The sequence below is a fragment of the Limnospira sp. PMC 289.06 genome (genome assembly GCF_032350395.1).
Classification (GTDB): Bacteria; Cyanobacteriota; Cyanobacteriia; order Cyanobacteriales; family Microcoleaceae; genus Limnospira; species Limnospira platensis.
Genome location: NZ_JARPLC010000012.1, coordinates 23,503 through 33,805 on the forward strand (window position 1 = coordinate 23,503; position 10,303 = coordinate 33,805).

Annotated in this window: 6 protein-coding genes; 2 read left to right on the top strand and 4 right to left on the bottom strand. The window is 44.1% G+C overall.

Annotation, left to right across the window (positions count from 1 at the left end; genetic code table 11):
- Positions 1-62 precede the first annotated feature (62 nt).
- Positions 63-2,432 (top strand): S8 family serine peptidase, encoded by a 2,370-nt coding sequence (locus P5674_RS04630; protein WP_315669830.1) that lies wholly within the window; start codon positions 63-65, stop codon positions 2,430-2,432.
- Between the two features lie 14 nt (positions 2,433-2,446).
- Here P5674_RS04630 and P5674_RS04635 read toward each other — a convergent pair whose 3' ends face one another.
- The 4 genes from P5674_RS04635 to P5674_RS04650 form a co-directional block, all read right to left on the bottom strand.
- Positions 2,447-4,633 carry an nSTAND1 domain-containing NTPase gene (locus P5674_RS04635; protein ID WP_315669831.1) on the bottom strand — a complete coding sequence of 729 codons (2,187 nt, stop codon included), beginning with the start codon at positions 4,631-4,633 and terminating at the stop codon, positions 2,447-2,449.
- A 20-nt stretch (positions 4,634-4,653) separates the two neighbouring features.
- A complete protein-coding gene (locus tag P5674_RS04640; protein ID WP_006620260.1) occupies positions 4,654-5,700 on the bottom strand; it encodes a caspase family protein in 1,047 nt (348 codons plus the stop codon).
- Between the two features lie 187 nt (positions 5,701-5,887).
- Complete coding sequence (gene ftsZ, locus P5674_RS04645) at positions 5,888-7,171, bottom strand: cell division protein FtsZ (RefSeq protein WP_006620261.1); 1,284 nt, start codon at positions 7,169-7,171, stop codon at positions 5,888-5,890.
- Positions 7,172-7,443: 272 nt separating this feature from the next.
- Positions 7,444-8,286, bottom strand: a complete 843-nt coding sequence (locus tag P5674_RS04650) for a cell division protein FtsQ/DivIB (protein WP_014276904.1) — start codon at positions 8,284-8,286, stop codon at positions 7,444-7,446.
- A gap of 147 nt (positions 8,287-8,433) precedes the next feature.
- Here P5674_RS04650 and P5674_RS04655 point away from each other — a divergent pair, with 147 nt between their 5' ends.
- Positions 8,434-9,786: an AAA family ATPase gene (locus P5674_RS04655; RefSeq protein ID WP_006620263.1), complete on the top strand. Its 1,353-nt coding sequence runs from the start codon at positions 8,434-8,436 to the stop codon at positions 9,784-9,786.
- The last annotated feature ends 517 nt before the right edge of the window (positions 9,787-10,303 follow it).

Consider the following 10,303-nt stretch of genomic DNA (forward strand, 5'->3'; position numbering starts at 1 on the left):
TGATGGCTGATTAAATGTGGGATAATGGGAGTGTTGGGTAGTAATTTTAGCATCCCAAAAATATGGATGGGCAAGTTAAGCGGGAACTCCCAGATCTGGTCTATGCTGAAGCTGTAGTGCGATCGGCATCGGGAGAGTCTCTGCTTTCTACGCCCACCTTAGTTACCAGTGAAAATGTCACCCAATTTGATGCTGATCCGCGGCTGATTGAATACACAGCAGAAAGGCTCCAGAGTACCGGATTTAATGTCCTCTCCATTGGTCGCGCATCTATCAGTATTTCCGGCTCTCCTGAGCTTTATGAGCAGTCTTTCCAGACGACTCTCGCCCATGTTGAATATCAGGTAATTAAAGAGTTTTATCAGCCTAGCACGGCTCATTTTATTGATTCGGTTGATGATAAACCCTCTGGGGAAATTGATATTTCTCAAAGCAGTTGGAATACAGAACTGGTAGGGGTAGCCATTAATGAGCCTGTTTCTTATTTGGGGTCGAATGTTCCCTCTGCTTTTCCGCCGCCAGCAGTCTCGCAATATTTATCTGTACCCGATTGTTTAGCCAAGGCTCTAAATGCCAACCAGACTCATGATGGGGGAATTGACGGTCGGGGTGTGAAAGTAGTAATGGTGGATTCTGGGTGGTATAATCACCCGTTTTTTACTCACCATAACTATCAGGGTCAGGTGATTCTCGCCCCGGGTTCGACGGATAAAGATATTGATGCAAACGGTCACGGAACTGGAGAATCTGCTAATTTATTTGCAGTGGCTCCGGGAGTTGATTTTATCATGGTTAAAGCTGATGTGGCGATCGCTGGTAAATCCCGCAATGTTAATTCTATTGCTGCTTTCAGGACGGCGATCGCTCAACGACCTGATATTATCTCCTGTAGCTGGGGTTCAAATCAGAGAAGTTCGGAACTTTCACCTTATAATAAGGTCTTAGCCACCTTAGTAGCCGATGCGGTGCGGCGGGGAATAACTGTGATTTTTTCGGCGGGAAATGGTCACTGGTCTTTTCCGGCTCAACACCCAGATGCGATCGCTGCTGGGGGAGTTTATAAGCATCTTAACGGACCCACAAAGGGAGAGTTAGAAGCGAGTAACTATTCCAGTGCATTCTACAGTCCAGTTTATCGAGGGCGACAGGTTCCCGATGTCTGTGGGTTGGTGGGACAGCGCCCCCACGCCGCCTATATTATGCTACCTGTGCCGCCTGGCTCTTGGACTGATATCGCCTGTGCTGAATTTGAGGATGGAACCGAAGCCAATGATGGCTGGGCGGCTTTTAGTGGTACATCAGCGGCTGCGCCCCAAGTGGCGGGGGTTTGTGCGTTATTAAAACAGTTGGATCCCGGTTTATCTCCGGCGTTGGCTAAAAGGATTTTAGAGAAAAGTGCGATCGATGTAGTCAAGGGTTTTGCTAATTACCATTTCAGCCAACCAACAGCCGGTCCCGGTCGCGACCTAGCCACAGGTTACGGCTTAGTTGATGCTGGGAACGCCATTGCTACCCTCAGACAGGTTAGTAATCAGGTAGCATCCCACTCTCAAATCATCGATTATTCCCAGGCTGATGATACTTTTAATCCCGCTTTATCAGCCGCTCTCAATTGTGATTGTGACAGTCCATCAGCAGCCAGTTATGTACCGGATAAAGCCTCAGATCATGGCTTATCAAATACTTGGCACAGTCACAGCATAGAACCAGAAACATATCAATCAACTTTACCGACAATTTCAGCACCTAGGAGTCAAGCCACTATGTCTAACAATTATCCCAAACTCAACAATAAATTCGATGAAATTTTAAATGATTTCGACAATATTTTAAAGGGCAAAATCGCCGCCGGAGAAATCGAAGCCGTTGAGCTAAATATCAGCCGGCAAAATTTTAGCGATCGCTCCCCCAGAACCGAAGGCATACTAGCTCTGGTGGCTTGTTTACAGGAACTCGAAAAAAGTTGGGACGACCCAGAAACAGTTAAGGAATCCCTTGTCAATGACATAGTAAAATCCGCCAAAACCACCTTAGAAAAAGCTGGTTTTAATTTAAGGAATCAGGAGATTATTGAGCAAATCAAATCATCATATATCAACAACCTAGCCAGTGTTGAGCCTCAACCCATTTTGAAAAAGCACGTTTCCGCCGCCAAAAGCCTGCTTAGGATTCAGAAATATCAAAAGTTAGCCACACGCATTTTAATCAAGGCTATACAAGAAGCAGACGAAAAAGTAGCAGCCTTAGCAGCCGAAGCATTAGGAGAGTTTCACACCACACAATCATCTGAAGATATCGAGATAGAAAGTTCTGATTTTCTTGAAAAAATGCCTGATGGTATATATCAACTTAGAGATGGTAGAAAAATTGAAATACGAAACACAAAATTTTCTGGTAGTTCTCAACGCTATGCTAAATATATTCATAATTAACTAATTTTTTATGGTTAATTGAATCTATGACAATCTCTATTTTCCAGATGTTTTGATTCTACTGACAACAAATAATCAGGTAATTTTGTATTACACAGGATAGCTGACTCTATTTGATGTTGGCTAAGACCTGTAGTTTGTGTTAAGTCTACTTCTCGTAAATCGACATTCTGTAAATCAGCATTCTGTAAATCGGCATTTCGTAAATCAGCACCCTGTAATTTAGCATTGTGCATTATTGCAGATTCTAAATTAGCTGATTCTAAGTTAGCACCTATTAGGTTAGCACTAATAAGAAAAGCATTATATAAATCTGCTTTGTAAAGTCTTGCTCCCTGTAAATTAGCATCCAGCAACACTGCTTCACGCAAATTAGCACCATTTAGCCTAGCTTCTTGAAAGTTAGCTCCTGAAAGTTCGGCTCCTTCAAAATTAATCCCATTGAGATACTTACCACAGAGAGAAATTCTTTCCAAATTATTTTCACCAGTTTTGAGCCGATACCATAATAAATGTTTTAATATGGGAGTAGGCTGACAATTTTCCTCAGCTAAAAGTCTTTCTGTCAAATAGATCAAAGATAAATGAATGATAAACAAGACTGCTATGGATGGAAACACAAATAGCAGTGATATCCTCAGATATTTTTGTCGCTGACTAGCCTTAATAAATTCCGTGGCTAACTCAGATAATGCCACTTCCTGAGCAGCCGTTTTGCTAAACTCCTGAGCATCCCTAAGAATGCGACTTTGTAACAAATAATCTGGGGATTTATTTTGAGAACGCCACTCCTCTGCATATCGCTCGAATTTCTGCTTTTGGTGCAATTGTTCGCGACGTTCACTTAACCAACCTTGTAGCTTATCCCAATTGTGAATTAACGCTTCGTGGGTGACTTCCAGAGTTTCACCTCGCTGGGGGTCTTGGGAGGTAGACAGGAAACGGACACCTCTGGCGGAAAAACGCCTAATAATTGATTTTATGGCGGGTTCTTCCTGTTTATTGGTAATTAATTCGGAGACTGGAGCGCGGCGGCGGGTGGTTTTTTCGGACTCGTCTAGGTTGACTAAAGCTATAAAAATGCGACGCGCTAATATTTGGTCTTCTGGAGTTAGGGACTCATATAAACGTTGTACTTCTCCCGCTAAAGCACCCCCCACCCCTCCAATTTTTTCTAAGGTTTCTGCGGGTTCTCTACCATCTTCTAAGCCCTCCCAAATGCGTTGTAATGCAAACTGAAGCAATGGGAGAGCGCCTTCCCTTCCTTGGGTTTGTTCAATTAATAGTTTAATGATTGCAGGCTCGAGGCTATGTCCGGCGAGTTCTGCGGGTTTGGCGATCGCCATTTCTAGCTCTTCTGGCTGCATACTCGGCACCAAAAAGCCATTAGTAGAAAATAACCCATCTAACCCCGGATATTGTTGAGTTTCCCGCAAGAAATCACTCCGCATGGTGACAATAACCGAAGTCTGTCGATCTGCATCCTTCGCCGCACAGAGTAAATTATTAATAAAAGCCTCCCTTTCTTCAGGGTCTTTACAGAGAGTAAAAATTTCCTCAAATTGATCAACCACCACCACCAGAAGCGAGTCATGAATATTGGGGATTTGATTAGCAATGCGTCGTAAACCTTCATACTCTCCCCTATCGCTGCGATTTTTTAACACCCGTTCAAATTCTGCCGTTTTTTCCACTGGCGAGGGGTCATTAGTCACAATTCGCGCCAAAACAGTCGCCAAAGATTCCAGGGGATGAGTAGTCGGAAATAATACGGCAATTTTAGCTTTTTGATAAGCGAATAAAGGTTTTTTATCCAATTCAGGAATTAAACCCGATCGCGTCAATGATGATTTCCCGGAACCAGAAGTTCCATAAATTGGCAAAAATCGACAAGCCGATTCATCTTCATTTAAATCGCGGAATTTTTCCCACAGTCGGTCAATTTGCTTTTCTCTCCCAAAAAAGTACATAGAATGTTCTTCTCTAAATACATCTAATCCTCGATAAGGATTATCACCCAATGGAGTCGGCTTAGTTTCCTTCTCCGTGGGTATTGTATAAGCAGAAGGAGATAAATAAACAGTTACCGAACTTCCTTGAATAACATTACCATTAACCTCCCAGGTACGTTGATTAAAACCTCCAGTAATATTAGTGTCATCTTCAAGGGGAGTGTGATTAAGCTCTGATGATTCTACCATGACTATTTACCAGCCAATTACTATTCATCTTCCGAGTCATTTGTTTGCCGTTTTTTCGCACCGATAACCACATCTCGCTGTGATTGAATCACATCACCGCTAACCTTCCAACCGGGTTGATTAAACCCCCCAGAAATATGGGTTTCCTGTTTACCAATTTCTCCCACATTTCCAGCAATATTAGTTTGATTGTCAACGGTTTGGTCTTTTTGGTCAAACACCACCGAAGGTTGAGACTTAGCCGCCGTTTCCGTTTCCGCTTCTTCTGTGGCTTGGGGAAATGGCAACCCTTTGGGTTCTATGCTTCCCCCGGCGTAATAAGCCACCACAAAATTATCAGCCTTTTCATAGTGCAAAACCGGGTGTTGTCGGTCTTGGGTGCGGGTGGGGACGACCTGGCGAGTATGTAAAGCTAAATCGGCGACTCTCACGGAACCATCTTTTTTAGCCACCCCAGAACCACAGAAGGCTTCCATTAAAGCTAGGGTAAATTCGCTGTATTGTTTGTGTTTATAAACATAGGATAATTGGTCTTCCTGACAGGAAGCAATCAAGGCTTTTCCTCTGCCTTCTTGTAATAACTTGATGGCTTCTGGTGGTAAAGGAGAGGCAGCGATTTCTAGTCCTGGTACTTTGGCTTCTCCCACCCCTCCCGCATGGCAACAGTCCAATAAAATTAACAGTTTTTGGGAGGTAATAGCTTTAAGTTTTTCGGCAAATTCCTGACCACTAATGGCGGTTTGATAGAGTTTATTAATACTGTAACCATAGGGCATGAGATAATAAAACTCTCCGGTAGGTGAGGCGACTTGATAACCATGACCGGAAAAATAGATCACTACAGTTGACTCGGAATTGGTGGTTTTAGCTAGGTTATCTAAGGCTTCTAATACTTGAAGGCGATCGGCTTTTTCATTAACTAATAATGTCACCTGTTCTGGTGGATAGGCGCATCTGGAAGGGTCGGTGAGAATGGCAGCTAAACCCTTAGCATCATTAACCGTGTTGGGTAAATCTTGACCAACCCCAATTACCAAAGCGTGTCCGTTTTTATAAGTGCTAGACATAATTAAATGGCAACTATAAATTTCCCTTCTGATACCTACAAGCTAACCTCAGATCCGGAAAGCGGCTCAGAGTTTAATTATTGCTTAACTTTTGGTGTACTGATGACCCTGAGCGCCAAATTCCCACAAATAACCCTCCACCCCCGATAATCAGAGGGGTTGAGGGGGGATGGGAATTTTTGATGCTCTAGCGACCAGGAGGCGGACGGCGGCGGCGGAGAAAATCAGGAATATCAAGTTCCTGGGGTTGAGGTGGTGGCTCAGGAGCGGGAGTGGGTATAGTACGCTGCTGAGGAATAGAAGTTATGGGTCGAGACAAAGGAACCTCTCTGCCGGATTGGGGAACAGTAGATTTAGCCTCACCGGTGAACCCGGTGGCAATGACGGTAATTTTGACTTCACCCTGCATCCGTTCATCAATGACGGCTCCAAAAATAATATTAGCATTAGGATCGACGACCTCATAAATGGTCTCGGCGGCAGCATTGACCTCATGCAAGGTCAGGTCACAACCTCCAGTAATATTAAATACAACTCCCCGCGCTCCCTCAATGGAGGACTCTAATAAGGGGGAAGAAATAGCAGTTAAGGCAGCTTCGCGCGCTCGTGACTTACCAGAACCAATGCCAATACCCAATAAAGCGGAACCGGCATCAGCCATAACGGCGCGGACATCAGCAAAGTCCACATTCACCAATCCGGGAATGGTAATAATATCAGAAATACCCTGAACCCCCTGGCGCAATACATCATCAGCATAGCGGAAGGCTTCCTGTACAGGGGTTTGCTCATTAATAACGGACAGGAGCTTATTGTTAGGAATCACAATGAGGGTATCAACGCGAGTTTGAAGGGCGGCAATTCCCTCATCAGCCTGAGAAATGCGTCGCCGTCCCTCAAAGGTGAAAGGACGGGTAACTACGCCAATAGTTAAGGCTCCAACTTCTTTGGCTATTTCGGCGACAATAGGAGCGCCACCGGTACCAGTGCCGCCACCTAGACCAGCGGTAATAAATACCAAATCGGCACCGTCTAAGGCTTGGGCGATTTCATCGCGGGACTCTTCAGCGGCTTTTTGACCGATCGCCGGATTTCCGCCAGCTCCCAAACCTCTGGTCAGTTTTTGACCAACCTGAAGGCGTTTAGATGCTTTAGACTGAGTAAGGGCTTGGGCATCGGTATTGACGGCCCAAAACTCAACACCGGAGACCTCGCTATCAATCATCCGGTTAATGGCATTTCCGCCACTTCCCCCTACACCAATAACTTTAATTTTGGCAGCGTTGCTAGGCACAATATCACTACTCCAGGACTGTTCGTTAGGGACGGCGTTACCATCATTATTAAGATTGTTTAATCCTTCATTTTGGCGAAAGGGGTTAGCCGATTCTGCTGCCGTCCACAGGCTGGCTTTTCCTTCAGGTTGGTTGTTATTTGGGGTAGAACCCAGATTGCTCTTATCAAGCATCATTTTAAGTATTTGGGGTAGATGAATCAGTTTTAATATTTAAACAAGTCCGAGTCAACTAAGTTTGTTTAAGTTGAACTAACAACCCAGAACGCTAATATAGCAGTGATCAGGACAGTAGGACTCAGATAGTTAGTGACACCTAGATGGTCAAGTATTTTTCTCTTGGTTCCAGTTTAAGCTGTTCCTGGCTATGAATACTGACCTTGGGAACCTCTCCCCAGTCCTGGTTAGTTTAATGATGATTTAAACCACCCAGAGATATAGTCAAGGGTTCACTTGGAGAAGGAAGCCTCGGATAGTGATGATTTATCTGAGATCATCAACACCAAGGGAGAGTTAGGATTTCTGAGATCAATGTAGTCCACTTGACTAACATCAAGTTGTTCCGGCAATTTTCTCATGCGATCGATAACCTGCAATTGTTCCCAAAAGTGTGTACTGTATGAGCCAATATGCACCTCGCCGACCTCAGTCATTAAAATAATATTAGCCGGATTCTGCCAGTCAATTTCATAGATGTCAACCGGGGAGCGACTCAGATCGCTATACATCTGCTGCCAATGGGGTAGATATTGTTCAAAGTTACCGATTACTCTCAGATTTGGCAGTTGACCTGTTTGTTCTAGCTCAGTATAACTTGATAATGGCATCCAACTACCTTCAGCATCCAACCAGCCGACGGTGGGCTCAGTTCCTGGGGTAGTGTTTCCTATGCTTGGTTGAGCGATCGCCACAGGTTCTCGTTCAGTCACCTCTATAGTAAGGCGGGGAGGAAATACCTGCCGAATCACGATCGCTTCTGATATAGGAGCATTATCGAGCAAGGCTTGTTGAATGGCTGCTGGTTGAATTTGCCACACTGATTGAGGATAGGACAAAGGCAGGTGTGAGCGAATATTGTGCTGAGAAAGTAACTGATTACCCTTAATCTCGACCTGTTCAGCTTCTTTAATTAACCAAATCGGCTGACTAATTCCCCAAAATACTCCCCCAGAAATACCTCCGACCGCCAGAACCTGCCACATCACCCGAACCAATTTCAAACGTCGCTGACGGCGCAGTTGTCGTCGGCGAGTTCCTAATTGATTGCGAGAAGTAAACACAATATTGGCCATTCCTAATTTTTGTCCCTTCTAATTCCCTTATCTAAAAGACTATCCCCCTTGACTGCTATTCCCCTAGTGGGGGGACAAACCACATCCCTAGCGTATCAGCATCATCCTACACTCAAAACGAGGCATCGTAACATAACTGAGTCAATTATGGTTGAACTTAACCTGAACCAATTTTACAAAGCCTGCAATCCCAGTAAAACCATTGACATGGCGAATCTGGAAGATCAGCAGTATTATATCGATTTTTCGTCAGTTCGCGGCAGCAATATTGTTCGCGAGTTAAGCCGCACTATCACATTGCTTTCCGGTGATGAACCCACCTGTCAGTTATTCTCTGGACACATTGGCTGCGGGAAATCTACAGAACTGTTTAGACTCAAAGACAGCCTGGAGCAACAAGGATACCATGTAGTTTACTTTGAGTCATCCCAGGACCTGGATATGGCTGATGTTGACATCAGTGATATTGTACTGGCGATCGCCCGTCAAGTGAGCGAAAGCATTCAAACTGCCGCAGTCCAGTTAAAACCCGGATACTTCGGCCGCCTGTTTACGGAGATTGGCGATTTTTTGCAAACCCCCATTGAATTATCTGGTGAGGCCGAAATTTCCGTTGGTATTGCCAGAATTACGGCTCGCACCAAAGATTCCCCTAAATTGAGATCTCAACTGCGACAATACCTCGAACCGAGGGTTAGCACTATTTTAGAAGCCATTAATGAGGAACTCCTGAAACCCGCTAACGAGACTCTCAAAAAGAGAGGCAAAAACGGGTTAGTGGTGATTGTTGATAATTTAGATCGGGTAGATAATTCCCCCAAATCCTGGGGACGTACTCAGCCAGAATATTTATTTGTTGATCGGGGTGAGCAACTCAGACGGCTACATTGTCATGTGGTCTATACAATTCCTTTAACTTTAATGTTTTCTAATGATTATGGTCGGCTTTCTAGTCGATTTGGGGTGAAACCAAAAGTCTTGCCGATGGTTCCAGTATGCAATCGAGATGGTTCAGATAATCCCCAAGGTATGGCTTTATTGCAACAGATGGTTTTAGCGCGTGCTTTCCCGACTTTACCACCCGAAGAACGGATTTCTTATATTCCCGAATTGTTTGAGACCCCCCAAGTTCTCGATCGCCTCTGTCGGGTTAGTGGCGGTCACATGAGACGATTACTAATGTTAATGTACAGTTGTCTACAGCAGGATGATCCACCTTTTTCGGCTGATTGTTTAGAAACGGTAATTCGGGAGTATCGCGATGACCTATTAGGAGCTATTACCGATGACGAGTGGGATTTACTTTTGCAAGTAGTCGCCAATCAAAGCGTGCGCGGGGAAGATGAATGTCAAACCCTCTTGCGGAGTATGTTTGTCTTTGAATATCGCGATCGCTCTGGTCGTTGGTTTGGCATTAACCCAGCTTTGATAGATACACCCAAATATCAAAATTGGCAACTTAATAAATCTCCCACTCATCCACCAGCAGCCATGAATTAATTAGTATCTGCTCAATATCTGCCAATAAGTCCTAATTAAGACCATCTACCAGCCGATATTATGGTCAGACATATCGGTTATTTTTTGCTGCCAATTTTACCGGAAATTTCGGCCAAGATAGCGACTAGTTTTTCAGGTTTTCTCGCACAAAAATTACGGGAAGTGTTAAATTTTTATTTTTTTTTTAAAATTTATCATTATCATGTATAATAAGTAGGAGTCAGGGTGTAGTTTAGTCACAATGCCAGCATACTATAAGTCAGATTGTAGTGAGAGCGTTGAGCATTGGGGGGCCACAGCCACCAGTGTTAATCAACCACAGAAATCACGCTATAGTATTTTGACTAATGAAAAATTGATTGAGTATTGCTATCTGTACTGGATGGTAATTTTCAATTAATTGTGAATATTTAATGATGTCTAAGCCACCGACTGGATAGGCATCTATAATCTCAGGGAATCAGCCACAATTGGAGCCGGGGAAACTCCAAAATTATCAATCCTCACCTAACGAATA